The sequence below is a fragment of the Maritalea porphyrae genome (assembly GCF_027213965.1).
Lineage (GTDB): Bacteria > Pseudomonadota > Alphaproteobacteria > Rhizobiales > Devosiaceae > Maritalea > Maritalea porphyrae_A.
In genome coordinates this window covers 93,686-109,176 of the sequence record NZ_JAPWGX010000005.1, presented here as the reverse complement: position 1 = coordinate 109,176, position 15,491 = coordinate 93,686, and the positions used below count along the sequence as shown (strand labels likewise).

Genomic DNA, 15,491 nt, shown 5'->3' with positions numbered 1-15,491 from the left:
GAACATGATGGCTGATCCGCTTTTACGATCTATTAAGGCAGTGACGAAACTTAGTCGTCGTCGCGATTGTTTTTTAGGTTGTTCAAGCCGGAAAAAACACTGTCTGCATCATATTCTGGTTCTTTGTGATCGTCGCGATCAAGAACTGAAGGCTGAGCGTCAAGGAACCCTTGGTCAAACACTGGTGTTGGTTGTGCTGTTGCCATTGCTTCTTCTGCAGTGAGCAGGCCAGAATCCTCGGCGCGTCGTTCTTGAGCAGGTGCGTTTTTCGCAGCCTTGCGCACTTCCATGTCCAACTCAACCTGCGTGCAAAGGCCCAATGTTACCGGATCAGCCGGCGTTTGGTTGGACGCGTTCCAGTGTGTGCGTTCGCGCACAGATTCAATCGTTGGTTTTGTTGTGCCCACAAGGCGCATCAGTTGAGCGTCTTTTAGTTCTGGGTGATTACGGACCAACCACAAAATCGCATTTGGCTTTTCTTGACGCTTGGAAACCGGGGTGTAGCGTGGACCGCGGCGCTTGACTTGTGGCACAATGGTTTTGGGGCCAGAAAGGTTCATGCGATAAGAAGGATCGGCTTCCGCTTTGATGATTTCTTCTTTGGTCAATTGGTCATTCTGTATCGGGTTCACACCCTTAATACCGCCTGCCACGTCGCCGTCGGCAATGCCTTGTACTTCCAACGGGTGCAGAGAGCAAAATGCTGCAATCTGATCGAAAGTAAGTCCTGTGTTGTCAACAAGCCAAACGGCAGTTGCTTTTGGCATTAATAGTTGTGTGGCCATGGTATATCTCTTTCCTCGGGTGCGAGGCTTTTAGTCACCTTGCACGCCCCTCATTTGTTAAAAATTGATGGGGAATTTAGCCTCATATAGCGCTGAACGTGTGAAATTGCAAACGTATTTAATCATTATGCTCATCTTGGTTGTATTGCGTTAGAAGGACAATCTTGCCGAAATGGGTTGCGCTATCCATTGCCGCATGGGCCTTTGATGCATCCTCAAGCGCAAAAGTAGTAATGCGTGGTTTGATGAATTGCCCACTTTCAAGAGCGGGCCAAACCTGCGCCAGCAGGTTGTTGGCGATTTGGCTTTTCACCTCATTGGACTGAGCACGCAAAGTGGACCCAAAAAGCGTAAGGCGTTTGGCAACAATTAAACCCATGGTGATGGTGGCTTCACGTCCACCCAAATTGGCCAATTGCACGATAGTGCCATCCATCGCGGCAGCGCGAATATTGCGGTCCACATAGTCAGCGCCAATAATGTCTAAGATCACATCGGCGCCCTTGCCTTGAGTGGCGGTTTTGGTTTTCTCAATAAAGTCTTCAGTCAAATAATTGATGGCAAGATCAGCGCCGACAGCTGTTACATACGCGAGCTTTTCTTCGCTAGATGCGGTTGCAATTACAAAACAATTCTTGAGTTTTGCCAATTGGATAGCAGCTGCGCCAATGCCACCCGCACCGCCATGAATGAGTACCGTTTTGCCGCTGCGCAGTTGGGCGCGGTCAATAATAGTTTGTTGCACGGTAAAAAGTGTTTCGGGCAGCGCTGCGCCTTCTGCCATGGTCCAGCCCTTTGGTAAGGGCAGGGTTTGACCTGAGGGAATGGAGACATATTCGGCATAGCCGCCGCCATTGCATAGGGCCACTACTGGGTCGCCAACTTTGAACTTGGTGACACCACGCCCAACTTTTTCGACCATGCCCGCAACTTCGAGACCGGGCAGAGGTGAGGCGTCTTTTGGTGGCGGGTAAGCGCCCATACGTTGCAAAATGTCTGGACGATTGACCCCAGCCGCATGAACCTTGATGACCAGTTCGCCTTCATAAGCATAGGGCATTGGCGCATCTATGGGGGTTAGAACCTCCGGTCCGCCGGGCTGGTCAATGGCGATCGCGCGCATCATTTGGTCACTCATTTGCTTATCTGCTCCACAAATTACAAAAATCTTCAAGTTTGGGAGTTGCCCAAATAGTGATTCTATATCCATTATTTTGGGCGAATAGGTGGAATTCAACAAGCGAGGCGATCAAATGGACGATGACGACTATGTAAAACCCAATTCGCACGAAATGGGCATGTCTTTGGATGCGATATCCGTCGATGAACTTGGCGAACGTATTTTATTGTTGGAAAGAGAAATCCTAAGATTACGTGCCGAAATCGAGGTGAAGAAAACAAGCAAGGCCGCAGCTGATGCGGTTTTTAAAATTTGATCGGCCCAGTTTAGATCAAATTCACTTGTGATGCGTCATTCTTGTCATTGGTAAAAAAGCCGATTAAAGCGAGGTGAGAAATTATGGGAGATGAAGCAATCGTGAAACCGGTATCACATCAGGTCGGTATGTCGCTTGAGGGCATGCCAGTTGAAGAACTTGATGAGCGTTTGGTGATGTTGTTTGCTGAGATGCAACGGGTCAAGCAGGCCATTGAAGTGCAACGACCTTCAAAAGCGGACAAACAAAAGGAAAAGTTCAATTCGCTGTTTCCTATGTTGTCCAGGCCCGAAGCCGGTCAATAGCAAGAGCCACCTTCGTTTCTTGTTGTCAATGTGCTGTGCATTTGTTGGCAGATTACAAACAACAGCCCGCTAACTTTTAGAGTTAAAAAAGTGACGGTTAAGAAAATGTTGGTGGTTAAGGTTGCATTAAAGTTTATCGGTTAACTTAGTTTTATCCAACATTCTTGTTGGGTCTGACAGAGCGGTTCTTTACTCTCTGTTCGACGCCTCCCTGTTAACTTTCGAGAGCCGATTTTTTCGGCTCTTTTTTTGTTTACTTGCGGGTTACTGAGAAGTTAACGAGCGAAATATCTCGATTACATTCGCACATCACAAAATCGGCAAATTTTGTTTGTTAAGTGTTTCCATGTAGAATCGCGTTAAAGCGATGAGGCAGAAACACAGATATGCTGTGTGCGAAAGAATTTGAAGCAGGTAGGCCATTGACACAATCTGATCAACCGCGCGACGCGCAATCCATTGGCCCTCGCATTGTTGCGACGGGTGGTTTTGACACGCTTTATCGCGAAGGCATGAAGTTGGTGGAAGAAGCTGCGGCCTATCTTGATGGCGATGGTCGGGCGGCGAGCAAATTGTTGGAACGCGATGCGTCTTTGCTTTACGCCTCACAATCTATGCAATTGACGACACGTTTGATGCAGCTGGCAAGTTGGCTTTTGTTGCAGCGGGCCGTGCGCGAGGGTGAATTGACCGAAGAGCAAGCTCAATCGGAAGAGCGACGGGTCGAATTGAACACAAAGATGGCGGATAAAGACGTGCCGATGTGGGAAACACTGCCCTTGGCCATGCGCGAAATGATTGAGAAAGCTGATTCTTTAAACAAACGCATTCATGCGCTTGATGCAATGGAACGTGGTGGCGCTGAAGAAGCGGAGCAAAAGGTCAATCCGGTCAACAACCATTTGGCGCGATTGCGCGATGCTTTTGGCGCCAAAACTGAAGGGTAGTTTGGTTCCATATTGAATTTTGAACACAAAAAACCCGGCCAAAACAGCCGGGTTTTTTAATTCTGCTAAAAGCTCTGGATCGCTTAACCCAAGATGCCTTTGTATTTGTCTTTAAAGCGAGACACACGGCCACCGCGGTCCATCAATTGACCTGTGCCACCAGTCCAAGCTGGGTGGGTCTTTGGATCAATATCAAGCTGCATTGTTTGGCCTTCTTCACCCCAAGTTGAACGAGTGGTGAATTCCGTACCGTCTGTCATAACCACTTTGATCATGTGGTAGTCTGGATGAATGTCTTTTTTCATCTGGTTGCGCCTTCAATTCAAATAATGAGGTTAAGGGCTTTCCACAGGCGCCAAAATACGCCTTGCTGCCCACCTCAGGGAAACAGTTGGGCGGGTTCTACCCGATCTTTGATGAAACTGCAAGTGTGCAAAAGCGCTGGGTGGGATGAATCTGAGGCTTTGGTGCATACGGCTATTGAGTTGTTCGCATGGAGTACCTATTTTAGCTCCACAATTTGCCGTTCAAGGAAATCAAAATATGACTGATCTGTCCAGCCAGCCAGCCACGGACAAGCGTGACGACGCGAATTTGCGCACCGATAGCAAATCGCGTCTTGAAAAGATTATCCTGACAGCGGATCGCGAAAGCCAAACAAATTCCTCAGAGCCGCTCAAGGCTTTGTTGCCGTTTTTGCTAAAATATCCATTTCGACTTGGGTTTACAGCATTGTTTTTGCTGGTTGCGGCCTTTGCTGCACTGGCGATCCCATTTTTTGCGGGCAACATAATCGACGAAGGGTTTGTCACCCAAAATCTGGAGGTGGTGAATTCTTACTCAATTGGTATTATTGCCATCGCCGGTGTGCTGGCTGTTGCTTCTGCGGCACGGTTCTATTTCATCTCCGTCATTGGTATGCGGGTGATTACCGATATCCGGCGCGCGGTGTTTGATCATTTGATGAATATGGATGTGGTGTTTTTTGATACCAACCGCACGGGCGAGTTGATTTCGCGCATTACCTCAGATGTGGGCATTGTGCGCGGTGCGCTGGACAGCGCTTTGCCCGTTGTTTTGCGCTCGGCGGTCATGTTGGCTGGTGCGGTGATTATGATGTTTGTCACCTCGATTTATTTGGCGACTGCTGTTGTGGTCATTATTCCGGTTTTGGTGTTTCCAGTGGTCTGGTTGGGGAAATATATCCGGGGTCTTTCGCGCAAGCAGCAAGATAAAATTGCTGACCTGGCAGCCCTTGCCACAGAGACTTTTGGCGCCATTAAGACGATTAAAGCGTTTACCCGTGAGGGGCAGCGCAATGACGAATATGGCGAATATGCTGAGGCGAGTTATCAGTCTGAAGTGTCGCGCCTGCTGGTGCGTGCCGGGATGATCGCCTTTGTGATTTTCCTGACCGCTTCAGGCATTGTTGGTTTGATTTGGTTGGGCACACAATTGGTTTCAAGCGGGCAAATCACTGTCGGCGAACTCAGCCAGTTCCTGATTTATGCGATGATGGCAACTGGAACCCTTACGGGCATTTCTGAGATTTTGGGTACTTTGCAAACAGTTGCCGGCGCAACCGAGCGGATTACTGAAATTTTGGGCACAGAGCCCAGCATTGATGCCGCTAAGCATCCGGTCGCGTTTCCGGTACCAAGCCCGGCAACAGTATCATTTAACGATGTGCATTTTCAGTATCTCACCCGCAACGACGAAAGCGTTCTGAACGGTATTAGTTTTGAGGTGAAATCTGGCGAAACGATCGCTTTGGTCGGCCCTTCTGGTGCGGGAAAGTCCACCGTATTTGCATTGTTGCAACGGTTTTATGATGTGAGTGGCGGCACTATTTTGGTGGATGGCATTGATGTTCGCGAGGCCGATTTTACTGAATTGCGCAAACGCTTTGCATATGTGGAACAAGACGCGATCATGTTCTCGGGCACCATTGCGGACAATATTCGGTTCGGCAAGCCTGATGCGAGCGACGAAGAGGTGCGCGAAGCGGCGCGAGTGGCTTTGGTTGATGAGTTCGTACAGCGCTTAGAACATGGCTATGAGAGCATTGTGGGCGAACGCGGGGTGATGTTGTCCGGTGGGCAGAAACAACGCGTGGCCATTGCCCGTGCTTTGCTAAAAGATGCGCCGATTTTGCTGCTCGATGAAGCCACAAGCGCCCTGGATGCTGAAAGTGAAACCAAAGTGCAGCAAGCACTTGAACGTTTGATGATTGGGCGCACCACTTTGGTGGTTGCCCACCGCCTTGCCACCATCAAAAATGCTGACCGTATTTTGGTGCTTGAAGATGGGCATATCATCGATGAAGGCACCCATGATCAGTTGGTGACCAAAGGTGGTCGCTATGCTGAATTGGCGAAGCTGCAGTTTCAACAGTAGGAGAGGCATGTGAGCGATTATCTAACGCTTGCAATGAATTTGGGTAATCCTATTCCGCATGGCACCTGGCCAAAGGACGTCCAACTTGTTGCCTTTTCGCCGGCAGAACATGCCACCCAAGCACGCCAATTGCTAAATCTGTGTTACGCCAATGGCGGTGGTGAAGTGCAACAATATGATGAGTGGTGGTCAATTGTTGCAAAAGACGCAGAGTATGATTCTAGCTTGTGTTTTCCGGTGGTCAGTCGTGACACGCGCGAACTGGTTGCATTTGCACATTGCTGGACCAGCGGATTTGTTAAAGACATTGCTGTTCATCCAAAATGGCGACGACGCGGCATTGCGCAAGCGCTTATGGCCGATATTTTTCTGCGTTTTCAAGAACGTGGATCCGACGTTGTTCGGCTAAAAGTTGTTTGTGATAACCCACATGGTGCGGTTGAATTCTACCAAGCGATCGGCATGAGTGTTGAAGGCTGAGTTCAGCCTAGATTGCTGAAGGGCGTAGGTTCCTGCTGGTGGGTGCGCGGGTGTTGGTCGTCCAAATGGTCCAGCCCATGGTTGGAAAATCATTCAAAAGCTTTGTGCGCTCTTGCATCATCCCCGGACCCTCGGGTCAGGCCCGAGGGTGACGGGGGGGAATTGACTAAGTTGCTTTGCGGTCTGGATAGTCAATTTGGTTCTCTGGCCGTGCCTTTTTGAATGCGCCAAGTTCAATGCAACGTGCTTCTATTGTCAGCAGAAGCGGATATGGCGACAGGTCAACGTTAAAGCGCCGTGCGTTGGCCAATTGAGGGATCAGATGTAGGTCGGCCCACCCCGGTTCTTCGCCAAAACAGAAATCGGTTTTCTTTTTCTTTAGTTTCAAGGTTTGCTCAAGAGCGCTGAACCCCACCCTATGCCAATGTTGAACCCAGTCTTGCGCACATTCCGTGCCGATCATTTTTTGAATGCGCATCTGCGTTAGGGGGTGCATTTCTGACGAAATGTGGGCCGCAAAGGCTTTTGCTTGGGCCTTGATGATTGGGTCTGTGGGCAAGAGGGGATGTGTTGGAACGGTTTCCTCTAAATAGTCCAAAATCGCTGAAGATTGGGCGATAAAATTCCCGCCGACTTCAAGCGTCGGCAGCAAGCCTTGAGGGTTGATGCGCAAATATTCCTGCTTAGATAGAGCGCTAATGGGGACATATTCGTAATCAATGCTCTTGAGGTTGAGCGCAATGCGCACTCGTTCTCCAGCTGAATTTTGCCATCTGGAATAAAGACGCATTGGAACTCCGTATGACGGGCTTTTAGTCCGTCAGCTTAAACTCGATCCGGCGGTTGCGGCGGTAGGCTTCGTCGGTGTCACCTGGGTCGATGGGTTGGAATTCACCAAATCCAGCGGCAACGAGGCGGGTGGGGGAGATGCCTTGATCCACCAAATATTTTGCCACAGAGATCGCCCGACTTGCAGACAATTCCCAGTTTGAGGGGAAACGGGCGGTTTTGATGGGGCGTTTATCGGTGTGTCCATCGATGCGCAAAACCCAGGGAATCTCGGGTGGAATTTGGGTTTCGAGTTGCTTGATGGCGTTGGCGAGGGCGTTGAGATCAGCCAAGCCAGCATCCGCCACTTCCGCGTCACCGGCGCTAAACAGCACTTCTGATTGGAACACAAAGCGGTCGCCCACAATTCTTATATCGTCGCGATCGGCCAGAATTTCGCGCAATTGCCCAAAGAAGTCTGAGCGATATCTAGACAGGTCTTGCACACGTTGAGCCAGCGCCAAGTTGAGCCGTCGACCAAGATCGGCAATGCGGGTGCGGCTTTCGGTGTCGCGGGATTCAGAAGCGCCAAGGGCGGCTTCAAGGGCTGCAATTTGGGAGCGTAGAGCGGACATTTGTTGGTTGAGTAGGGCGACTTGGGCAGCCGCTTCTGCACTGATTTCGCGTTCTGAGGCGAGATCAGAGGAAAGCGAGGCGATCTGTCCGTCTTTTTCTGAGGTGCCCACGCCAAGACCGGCCAATTGTTGGCTGAGGCTGTCGCGTTGTGCTTCTGCACCTGAAAGGGAAGCCGACAGGGAAGCGATTGTGGTTTCCAGGTCCTCTGAATTGGTGCGCTCTAGCTGCAGCAATTCGGTCAATTCAGCGATTTGGCTGTTGAGGCGCGTTAGGGCGCTATCTTTGCCCAAGATTTCTTGGCTCAGGAAAAATTGCGCCAGCATGAACACGGACAATAGGAAAATAATGACCAGCAATAGGCTGGCCATCGCATCTACGAACCCGGGCCAATAGTCTTGGCGTGCTTGCCGTCTTGCGCGCGCCATATCCTATTTGCCCTTGGTGCGTGGGTTTGGTTTATCTGGCGTTTCTTCTTGCTCAACACTTTTGAGTAATGCGTCCACCAGCTCGCGCATTTTTTGGTTATTTGCGCCCTGATCGGTGATGTGGGTGCGCAAGTCATCTTGCTGTTGCCGGATAATTTTGGTCAGCCCGTCCAATCCGTGGGCCAATTCGGCCATGGCGCGAATGGCGTTTTGGGATGACGAGGAATTTTGCATCGTGGCGCCCAATTGCGCGACCATTTCTTGCATGCCCGCACCATCAAGCCCCATTTGATCCACCTGCATTTGGGTCATGGGGTGGTCAAGTTCGGTCATTGAAGACATCCAATCTTCAAGATCGGTATAAAATGCATTTTGCGCTTGGCCCGCTTGCAGGTCCAAAAAGCCCAGAATCAGCGAGCCCGATAGACCGAAGAGGGATGAAGCAAAGGCCGTGCCCATGCCAGATAGGGGGGCTTCAAGTCCGTTCTTCAAATTTGAGAACAAGTTGCCGCTATCCCCGGCGGTAATGTCGAGTGATTTGATCACGTCGCCAACCGAGCCAACGGTTTGCAGCAAGCCATAGAATGTGCCCAGCAGCCCAAGGAAGACCAAAAGACTGGTGAGATAGCGCGAAGTGTCTTTGGCTTCGTCCAAGCGGTTGCCCACTGAATCCAAAATCGAGCGCAAAGATGCGGGGGTGATCATGGTCTCCCCCAAGTTGTCACGCAAAATCACGGCGACGGGCAATAGCATTTTAGGCTGCCGACGATTCGCATCCATTTGCCCGGACTGCAGTGAATTCACCCACTGAACTTCTGGGAATAGGCGCATAACTTGCAGGAACGACAGGATGATGCCGATCCCCAATGCCGCCAAAATTACGATGTTAATGAAGGGGTTGGCCCAAAAGGCTTCCACCAGTTGAGGCGCAATGATTACCGCCACCATGCCAACGATTATGAGGAAGATGATCATCTTCACAAGATAAACGGTTGGACTTGCAAGATGATATGGATCGTATGACTGCGCCATTAACGACATTTCCCTCAGATCGATTGCTCCCAACTTGCGATTCTAGTCAGTGCAGTTGAGCCTGACAATATTTAAATCGAATAGTTGTGGTATTGTTGTGGCGGGCGCGGGTGGTTGGCAATTATTCTTGCCTGCGCAACCGCAAATACTCCTTAAGCCCATCATCTCGCAGCGCATCTTCGATGAAGTCTTCTGGATCGGACGTGAAGGCCTGATACAACTTAAAGTGCTGGGTGTTGCGATAGCTTGTTTCGCTAATGCCGCTTTGGGTGATTTCTAGGAGCCGAGCGTTAGGCAGTGCCATGAGGATAGGTGAGTGGGTTGCCATTATCACCTGTGAATTTGCGCGTTCTTGAATGTTGTTTAGAATGCGCAATAGTTCGAGTTGGCGCTGGGGGGAAAGGGCGCTTTCGGGTTCGTCCATAAAATATATGCCTTGCCCTGCCATGCGTTCTTCAAACAATCGGATGAAACCTTCGCCATGGCTCGCTGACAAGAAGTCAGCAAATGGGCTGGCCACCTCATCCAAATATCTCGCAACAGAAAAAAATGTTTCTGCCTTAAAAAACCATCCGGTTGTAACTTTTGGCAACCAACTTACGCGGAGGACCTCTTTTAAAAGTGCCCCGCTTTTATCAATCGCTTTCCTGTGGTCCACCGCAGCATGGTCTTTGCTGCCACCAGCTTCATCATAACCGCTATGCGCTGCTATGGCTTCAATCAGGGTAGATTTGCCTGTGCCGTTTTCACCAACAATGATGGTGACAGGTGTTGTAAAGTCTAGCTCGAACTCACGGTCCTGCAGCCAAGGCAAGTCATAAGGGTAGCCTGTTTTGTCTACCAATTGATCGGCCATAAGTGAGACGCGCTTTAAATAAGGTGCTGGTAGTTTTGTGCCAGTTTTTCGACGCATGGGACTACTTTAAAGAATAGTTCTGATGAAAATTGCAAAATGTATTGGCTTATGCATGCATGTTTCCGGTACGATTTTCAACAAGAATGCCCCAATAATTCTGCCGCGGCTCCCAGAATACCAAACGCTCCCAACTTGCGAATTTGGTCAGTGCAGTTGAGCCTGACAATATTTAAATCGAATTGTTGTGGCGTACGTTGGGTAGCATTGGTTATTGTTGGGCCCTTAGGTCCAGCATGAGTGCATACTTGGCGTTTTTGGTTGCCTATTTACTTGTTCAGTTTGAATGCCTAGTAGAGTTGAATGACTTGCATAAAGACAGTTTCATTTGATGCTGATCAAACATTGTTTGATTTTCAACGCACATTGGAAGATGCTTTAAACGCAGTTTCGGCGTTTCTATATGATGACTTTGGCTTGCAGATTTCAGCTCAAGTCCTGAGAAGCACTCGGGACGAGATATACGAACAAAGCCGTGGGCACGCTATGGAAATGTTGACGATCAGACGATTGTCATTCCAGCGCGTTTTGGTAGGTCACCCCGATTGCGACATGATCGTAGAGCAGGCGATGCAGCTGTTTGAAGATGTTCGGTTTGGCACGGTTTATTGGTATCCCGATACGCGGGAAGTTTTGCGCCAACTGAAAGAGCAGTTCCAATTGGTACTTATAACCAATGGCAATTCTGATCCAGAACGCGCTGGGCTTGAAGGTGTTTTTGATCATATTCTGTTGGGCGAAAAATTCTCTTTCAAGAAACCGGATCCACGGATTTTTCATGAGATGTTCAAGCTTGCCAAAGTTCAAAATCCCGCAACGGTTTGCCATGTGGGCGATTCTTTGGCGCATGATGTTAAGGGTGCTAATGGGGTCGGTGCCGTTTCTGTATGGTTCAACGCAGAGGGCCAATCCAACAAAACCGATATTGTGCCAAACCACACCATATCCAGCATGTCGGAGTTGACCGAACTGCTTTAGCTTTTCCAACACAAGTGACTAAGCGAAGTTGGTTAGTTCTGGCACGCCCCGAGAATAGGCGTGCCGCTACATTGTTTCGTTGCCTATCGGTGTCAGCGGCAGCCGTTGCGATGAAACACCGCATTGAGCTTTTTAAGCGTGCTGTCTGCTGACGCGCTGGTGATGTCTCCGACAAGACCGTCAACGGTATGGGCGGTTTGATCGGCCTTATTATCCGCAAGTAGAGCACCAAAAGTGCCTATGAAGCTATCTGCATCGGCATCTTCTTTTGCCTGCTGGGCCCGGCCGATTTCGCGGGCCAATTCTGTGCAGCTCATTTGTTCTGGCGGAATAGCATGTAGGCTGCTTGAACTGCAGGCGCATAGCCCCAACGTGGCAGCAATTGGTAGTGCTTTTAGTGATAGTTTCAACATTAGAAGTTGCTTTCATGTCTTGACGTTACTTCAGGCGTGAGATGCTTTGATTAAAGAGTATCGAGCCATTTGGTGATGTGGTCCAAAACCTCTTCAGCAAAGGTGATTTCGATCTCTTCATATTCAGAAGGCAGACCCGTTTCGGTTGGCTGGAAGAGGTGGTTCAGTCCGGCAAACACATGGACTTGGGACCTTGCGTTGCTGAGTAATTTACGCATAACAGGGGCTTCTTCTTTTGCCGAAACCTGCAGGTCTTTGTCGCCAAAAAGGGCAAGAACTGGACCATCGAATGCCCGTAGGTTTATCTCTGGTTTGTGTGTTGCGTATTCCAATCCCCATGGCCCAGCAAAAGACTTCAAAATGTCTTCAAGTTCGTTTTTCGGCAAACCAATTGAAAGCATGAATGCAGATAGTTCCCGGTGAATTTCTTTAATGGGCTTTTGTTGGGCAATTATCTTGTTGCCTTCGAGGTAGTCGCTGACAGCTTTTTTAATCACTTCATCACTTTGCCCTTCAGCGCGCAGAGTATCAGCTGTTTGGGTTGCTAGGACGTCTGAAAACGAACGGGCAGGCCCTGCTGCAAATATCATAAATGCGGGGTCTACGAGCCTTGCAGCAGCGGGCGCAATGTAACCACCTTCTGAATGGCCAAAGAAACCAATGCCTGCGGGGTCTATCTCCGGTTGAGATGCTAAGAAACGAAAAGCGCCGGCGGTGTCATTTGCAAAGTCGGTCAGGGTTGCGGTTTCAAAGTTCCCGGTGCTTTCGCCAAAGCCGCGATCGTCGAAGCGCAGAACCGCGTAACCCGCACGTGTTAAGTGGTCAGATAAAACAAGGAAAGGGCGATGATCAGCCAACGCTTCATCGCGGTCTTGTGGCCCCGAACCTGAAATCAGCACAAGCGCTTTATGCGGGCCTTTGCTCTCTGGCATGGTGAGCTCGCCAGCCAGCGTTACACCGGGGCCGCCAGCAAACTGGACGGTTTCGATTTTATAGGGGCGGTCAGTTGGGTCTTGGGGACGTCCAGTGAGACCAAGTGCCGCAAAGCATGCAGAAAGTAGCAGAGCCGCGCTACAGCCAGCTATCAAAGCAAGCGCACCCTTGATTGATATGGGTCGAACCATATTTTTTTGTGGGGTGGCGAGTTTTATTGCAGTTTGTTTGTCCGGGTTTGGTTGGACTTTGCGGGTAGAACGAGATAACACTTTTGGTCTCCTAACATCTCATAACGAGGTCAGGAATTGCAGGTTAAACTCAGCTCGTCGTCTCATTGTGCCCATTCGGACAGTTTTTTCGATAAGCGGAAGGCGTGTGCCCGGTCACTTTCTTAAACGCCATATAAAATGAAGAGCGGGAATTGAACCCTACATCATAGGTGATCGCCAGCACTGAAGCTTCAGAGTGCGCGAGTAGGTGTTTTGCATCTTCAATCCGGTAGCTGTTTACAAAATCAAAGAAGTTCTGGTTCATCACCGTGTTGAGGGTCTGCGAAATGTAATTCGGAGAAGCGCCAACATGTTGGGCCAAATCCCAAAGGGATAGATTTGGATTTTTATGCAGTTGTTCATCGCGCATGGCGGCACGGAGTCTGTTTTCAATACGCTCTAGCGCGTCCGCTGTCAGCGCTGAGTTTTCGTATTTTCGATTTTCTTGTTCTGCTTGGAAGTTGTCGTCATTGTTTGCAACGAGTGCAGGGCGCTGCCGCAATCCCCAAAATGCAGCGGTGCAAAACAACGCGAAACCCGCAACGCTGTACAGAACTGGAGAAAACAAAGCCTCATATATCCCGAGGAGGGCCAATAACCCCTGCAATTGGACCAGCCAAAACACAAAAGAAAACAACCCGATGACGATGATCCAGTTCAGTTCATGCTGCTCTGTGCTCGCGTAAACGTCCTTTAGTTGCTGCCGATAGTGCAATAGTCGACGTACGACCAAAACGACATAGATCGCCAATTGGACGTAGGCTGTAAGCTCTAGAATGCCGACAAAAGCGAAAACCGTGATGGCCCAATCTGAAATCGATGTGAGGTCGTCCCTAAGCATTGCGGTTTGCATGTCGAATGGCACGAACCACAGCGCCAACCCTGCAAGCCCTGCAAGGCTGGGTAACACCATGTGGATGGATAAATAGTTTGGACGGTTTTGATCATTCGACGTCAAAACATGGACATAGAGCCAAAAGCTAGGAGCGAGAGAGAGGGACGAAAACAGACTAAGTGGAAGGAACGATAAATCAGTGTGTTGAAACTGGGCAAGTTCTAACGCGCGTTCTATGGCTGATGGCAAATTGTTCAGGGCCACGAACAGCAAGAACAACGAAAAGCTTCGATAAACTTTTTGAAACCGAGATTGCGTCCAGCAAATCACAGCGCCAAACAGGGCAATCGCAATCGTTGCAATGGCGGTGAATTCACTGATAACGGCATCCATGTCAAATCTTTACTTAGTTTGCCGGTGTGTTCCAGCAATGTTTGCACAATTGGACAGATTTGAACCGCTGCGCGTGAACAAAAAAAGGGCCCCGGCAGAATGCCGAGGCCAATATTAATTCTAAAAACGAACTGGGCCTAGACCGTTTTCAGCGCCTTAAGCAATTTGCCGTGCACTTTTTCGTTGCCAGCAAGCACAGAACCACTTTCGGGTTTAATTTCTTTGCCGTTGATGTCGGTTACGGTGCCACCTGCTTCGCGGATCATCAGCATGCCCGCTGCAATGTCCCATGGCTGAAGGCCTGTTTCCCACATCAGGTCAAAGCGCCCAGCGGCAACCCATGCCATATCAAGCGCTGCAGAACCTGTGCGGCGGATGCCTGAAACTGTTGGGTTCAGCTTTGCAACTTCTGCGATGGTTTTTGTGTCTTCTGCGGTGCGGCCGGTGTGTTTGATGCCGGTCACAGCAACACAGTCCGCCAAATGGTTGCGGCCTGCAACGCGCAAACGGCGGTTGTTTACATAAGCACCTGATCCGCGTTCTGCTGTAAACAGCTCTTCGGTGATCGGGTTGTAAATAACGCCAGCAACCATAACGCCATTGCGCTCAAGGCCAATAGAAACAGCAAAGGCTGGGATAGAGTGCAAGAAGTTGGTGGTGCCATCAAGCGGATCAACAATCCAGCGGTGTTGGCCGTCGGTGCCTGCGATTTCACCGCGCTCTTCCATCAAAAAAGAATAAGATGGGCGCGAGCGGTAGAGTTCTTCAAAAATCACTTCTTCAGCGCGTTGGTCTGCAGCGGAAACGAAATCCGCTGGGCCTTTGCGCGAAACTTGTAGGTTTTCAACTTCACCAAAATCGCGTTTGAGTGAACGCGCGGCCTTGCGGGCCGTTCCGGTCATGATGGTCAAAAGGGCAGATTGTGCCATGACATATTAGCCTTCATTTTGGTAGCGATTATTCAGCGCGTTTTGAATAGGTGACTTCGGTGGTGTCGACGACGATTTTTTCGCCTTCGCCAACAAATGGGGGCACCATAACTTTTACGCCATTTTCCAGCAGCGCTGGTTTGAATGAGTTGGCAGCGGTTTGGCCTTTAACAACGGGCTCAGTTTCCTTGACTTCCAATGTCACAAACTGGGGCAATTTAACGCCAAGTGGTTTGCCTTCATAGCTTTCCACTTCAATCATCATGCCGTCTTGCAAGAATGCGGCGCGGTCGCCAACAAAGTCTGCTTGCAATTCAAGCTGCTCATAGCTTTCCATATCCATGAAAACCAACTCGTCGCCTTGTGCATAAAGGAACTGATATTCTTTTTGTTCAAGTTGGACACGCTCAACGGTTTCTGCAGCGCGGAAACGTTCGTTCAGCTTGGTGCCAGATACGATGTCTTTTAGCTCAACCTGCGCAAATGCGCCGCCTTTGCCAGGCTTTACACTTTGTGTTTTCACTGCAACCCACAGGCGATCTTGGTGCAAAATTACATTGCCGGGGCGGATTTCGTTGCCGTTCAGTTTCATCTTTGTTGATCTTTCGAGATTG

18 protein-coding genes are annotated in these 15,491 nt (G+C 49.7%); 6 read left to right on the top strand and 12 right to left on the bottom strand.

Features of this window, described 5'->3' with window-relative positions; translation table 11 throughout:
- Window positions 1-50 precede the first annotated feature (50 nt).
- A complete protein-coding gene (locus tag O4H47_RS15305) occupies window positions 51-785 on the bottom strand; it encodes a DUF1013 domain-containing protein (protein WP_269394887.1) in 735 nt (244 codons plus the stop codon).
- Window positions 786-903: 118 nt separating this feature from the next.
- On the bottom strand, window positions 904-1,923 hold the full coding sequence (locus O4H47_RS15300) for an NAD(P)H-quinone oxidoreductase (protein ID WP_269394886.1): 1,020 nt from the start codon (window positions 1,921-1,923) through the stop codon (window positions 904-906).
- A gap of 115 nt (window positions 1,924-2,038) precedes the next feature.
- Between O4H47_RS15300 and O4H47_RS15295 the strand changes: the two genes are divergently transcribed.
- The 3 genes from O4H47_RS15295 (at window position 2,039) to O4H47_RS15285 (ending at window position 3,473) form a co-directional block, all read left to right on the top strand.
- Window positions 2,039-2,221, top strand: coding sequence for a DUF1192 family protein (locus O4H47_RS15295; protein ID WP_269394885.1), 183 nt, complete (start codon window positions 2,039-2,041; stop codon window positions 2,219-2,221).
- 83 nt (window positions 2,222-2,304) lie between these two features.
- Window positions 2,305-2,526: a DUF1192 family protein gene (locus O4H47_RS15290; protein WP_269394884.1), complete on the top strand. Its 222-nt coding sequence runs from the start codon at window positions 2,305-2,307 to the stop codon at window positions 2,524-2,526.
- 422 nt (window positions 2,527-2,948) lie between these two features.
- Window positions 2,949-3,473 carry a DUF1465 family protein gene (locus tag O4H47_RS15285; protein ID WP_269394883.1) on the top strand — a complete coding sequence of 175 codons (525 nt, stop codon included), beginning with the start codon at window positions 2,949-2,951 and terminating at the stop codon, window positions 3,471-3,473.
- Window positions 3,474-3,556: 83 nt separating this feature from the next.
- On the opposite strand, the gene rpmE is transcribed toward O4H47_RS15285, so the two are convergent.
- Window positions 3,557-3,778, bottom strand: coding sequence for a 50S ribosomal protein L31 (gene rpmE / locus O4H47_RS15280; protein WP_269394882.1), 222 nt, complete (start codon window positions 3,776-3,778; stop codon window positions 3,557-3,559).
- A gap of 238 nt (window positions 3,779-4,016) precedes the next feature.
- On the opposite strand from rpmE, the gene O4H47_RS15275 reads away from it, so the two are divergent.
- On the top strand, window positions 4,017-5,870 hold the full coding sequence (locus O4H47_RS15275; RefSeq protein ID WP_269394881.1) for an ABC transporter transmembrane domain-containing protein: 1,854 nt from the start codon (window positions 4,017-4,019) through the stop codon (window positions 5,868-5,870).
- 9 nt (window positions 5,871-5,879) lie between these two features.
- Window positions 5,880-6,350 carry a GNAT family N-acetyltransferase gene (locus O4H47_RS15270; RefSeq protein ID WP_269394880.1) on the top strand — a complete coding sequence of 157 codons (471 nt, stop codon included), beginning with the start codon at window positions 5,880-5,882 and terminating at the stop codon, window positions 6,348-6,350.
- A gap of 166 nt (window positions 6,351-6,516) precedes the next feature.
- Here O4H47_RS15270 and maiA read toward each other — a convergent pair whose 3' ends face one another.
- From maiA to O4H47_RS15250, 4 genes are all read right to left on the bottom strand, one after another.
- Window positions 6,517-7,140 carry a maleylacetoacetate isomerase gene (gene maiA / locus O4H47_RS15265; protein ID WP_269394879.1) on the bottom strand — a complete coding sequence of 208 codons (624 nt, stop codon included), beginning with the start codon at window positions 7,138-7,140 and terminating at the stop codon, window positions 6,517-6,519.
- A gap of 22 nt (window positions 7,141-7,162) precedes the next feature.
- Window positions 7,163-8,179: a peptidoglycan -binding protein gene (locus tag O4H47_RS15260; RefSeq protein WP_269394878.1), complete on the bottom strand. Its 1,017-nt coding sequence runs from the start codon at window positions 8,177-8,179 to the stop codon at window positions 7,163-7,165.
- A gap of 3 nt (window positions 8,180-8,182) precedes the next feature.
- Window positions 8,183-9,211 (bottom strand): flagellar motor protein MotA, encoded by a 1,029-nt coding sequence (locus O4H47_RS15255; protein ID WP_269394877.1) that lies wholly within the window; start codon window positions 9,209-9,211, stop codon window positions 8,183-8,185.
- Between the two features lie 121 nt (window positions 9,212-9,332).
- Window positions 9,333-10,124, bottom strand: coding sequence for an AAA family ATPase (locus tag O4H47_RS15250; protein ID WP_269394876.1), 792 nt, complete (start codon window positions 10,122-10,124; stop codon window positions 9,333-9,335).
- A 303-nt stretch (window positions 10,125-10,427) separates the two neighbouring features.
- On the opposite strand from O4H47_RS15250, the gene O4H47_RS15245 reads away from it, so the two are divergent.
- Window positions 10,428-11,102, top strand: coding sequence for an HAD family hydrolase (locus O4H47_RS15245; protein ID WP_269394875.1), 675 nt, complete (start codon window positions 10,428-10,430; stop codon window positions 11,100-11,102).
- A 92-nt stretch (window positions 11,103-11,194) separates the two neighbouring features.
- Here the strand turns inward: O4H47_RS15245 and O4H47_RS15240 are convergent, their stop codons facing one another.
- The 5 genes from O4H47_RS15240 to efp form a co-directional block, all read right to left on the bottom strand.
- Window positions 11,195-11,515, bottom strand: coding sequence for a hypothetical protein (locus O4H47_RS15240; protein WP_269394874.1), 321 nt, complete (start codon window positions 11,513-11,515; stop codon window positions 11,195-11,197).
- Window positions 11,516-11,565: 50 nt separating this feature from the next.
- A complete protein-coding gene (locus O4H47_RS15235) occupies window positions 11,566-12,720 on the bottom strand; it encodes an alpha/beta hydrolase family protein (protein ID WP_269394873.1) in 1,155 nt (384 codons plus the stop codon).
- Window positions 12,721-12,769: 49 nt separating this feature from the next.
- Window positions 12,770-13,948: a helix-turn-helix domain-containing protein gene (locus tag O4H47_RS15230; RefSeq protein WP_269394872.1), complete on the bottom strand. Its 1,179-nt coding sequence runs from the start codon at window positions 13,946-13,948 to the stop codon at window positions 12,770-12,772.
- Window positions 13,949-14,085: 137 nt separating this feature from the next.
- On the bottom strand, window positions 14,086-14,877 hold the full coding sequence (locus O4H47_RS15225) for an inositol monophosphatase family protein (protein ID WP_269394871.1): 792 nt from the start codon (window positions 14,875-14,877) through the stop codon (window positions 14,086-14,088).
- 28 nt (window positions 14,878-14,905) lie between these two features.
- Window positions 14,906-15,469 carry an elongation factor P gene (gene efp, locus O4H47_RS15220; protein ID WP_269394870.1) on the bottom strand — a complete coding sequence of 188 codons (564 nt, stop codon included), beginning with the start codon at window positions 15,467-15,469 and terminating at the stop codon, window positions 14,906-14,908.
- Between the last annotated feature and the right edge of the window lie 22 nt (window positions 15,470-15,491).